Source organism: Streptomyces himastatinicus ATCC 53653 (assembly GCF_000158915.1).
GTDB lineage: Bacteria > Actinomycetota > Actinomycetes > Streptomycetales > Streptomycetaceae > Streptomyces > Streptomyces himastatinicus.
In genome coordinates, this window is sequence record NZ_GG657754.1 from 7,542,442 (window position 1) to 7,543,902 (window position 1,461).

Below are 1,461 nucleotides of genomic sequence, written 5' to 3' on the forward strand. Positions count from 1 at the left end.
GGCCGGGGCGCGGGCGGGGTTCGGCCGCACGTGCCACCGATGACCCGGCTCCGGCCCGGCCCTACAGCTCCGTCACCACCACGTCCAGCGCCCACGGCCGTCCCGCGCGCTCCGGAGCCGTCGCCTCCACCGCGTACCCGAACCCGCGCAGCGCCTCCACCAGCGCCTCGGGGCCCTCCGGCTCGGCGCCGGACGTCAGCAGGTCGCGGACCATCCGGCCCTTGGTCGCCTTGTTGAAGTGGCTCACCACGGACCGCTTCTCCACCCCGTCCACGATCTTCGACTGGAGCACCCGCACCGTCGCCGTGCGCTCGGCGACCTCACCCTTCGGCTTCCACGCCGTCGTGTACGCCGCCGACCGCAGGTCGAGGACCAGGCCGTTCCCGGCGGCCTCCGGGAGGGCGGTGGCCATCGGCGTACGCCAGAACGCGCCGAGCGCGCCGAGGCCCGGCAGCTTGACGCCCATCGAGCAGCGGTACGACGGGATGCGGTCGTCGATCCGTACCGCACCCCACAGGCCCGAGAAGACCAGCAGCGAGCGTTCGGCGCGGGCCAGGGCGGGGGCCGGGAGGGAGGCGAGGCCGAGCGCGTCGTACAGCACACCGGTGTAGATCTCCCCGGCGGGCCGGGTCCCGGCCGACCGGAGCGCCGCGTTCTTGGCGACCTCGCCGCGCAGCCCCGCGCTGAGCCCCAGCACCTCGGCCGCCTTCGCCTCGTCGCCCGAGCACAGCGTGACCAGCTCGTCCAGGACCCGGGCCCGCGCCTCGCCGAGGCCCGGGAGCGACAGCGATCCCAGGTCCAGCGGGGATCGGGAGCCTCCCGTGGCCTTTCCCTCGGACGGCGGCAGCAGGACGAGCACGGGTTCTCCTCGGAGCGTCGGCGGTACGGCACGGGGGCGGTGCGCTGGCGCCACCCCAGCCCCGCAGCCTACGGCCTACTCATCCGCCTCCCGCAGCCACACCGTGGTGTCCGGCGGCAGCTCATTCGACAAAGGCCCGCTGCTCAGCAGCACCTCGCCCACGGCGGGCAGCGGGACGGCGGCCGACGACAGGTTGGTGACGCTGTGCCAGCCACCGGCGCGGCGGAAGTGCAGCACCCCGGCGCTCAGTTCCGCGACCGAGCCCTGCCATTCCACCGTCTCGTCCCCCTGCAACTCCCGCCGCAGCCGCAGCGCCTCCCGGTACAGCTCCAGCGTCGAACCGGCCCGCCCCTCCTGCGCCTCGACCGACAGCTCCCCGAACCCCTCCGGCTGCGGCAGCCACGCGCCGCCCGCGCCGAAGCCGTACGAGTGGCCGCCGCGCGTCCACGGCAGTGGCACCCGGCAGCCGTCCCGGCCCTTGACCCGGTGGCCGCTGCGCTCCCAGGTGGGGTCCTGGAGTACGTCCACGGGCAGGTCGGCGACCTCCGGAAGCCCCAGTTCCTCGCCAATGGTAGAGGTACGACGAACCGGGCAGGGCCAGC

At 74.9% G+C, this 1,461-nt stretch carries 1 protein-coding gene and 1 pseudogene; both read right to left on the bottom strand.

All coding sequences use genetic code 11. From position 1 onward, the window contains the following. Positions 1-61: 61 nt before the first annotated feature. Positions 62-859: a peroxide stress protein YaaA gene (gene yaaA / locus SSOG_RS31975; protein WP_009718406.1), complete on the bottom strand. Its 798-nt coding sequence runs from the start codon at positions 857-859 to the stop codon at positions 62-64. A gap of 75 nt (positions 860-934) precedes the next feature. Then, positions 935-1,461 (bottom strand): annotated as a pseudogene (locus tag SSOG_RS31980) (alpha-amylase family glycosyl hydrolase); the annotation flags it as partial.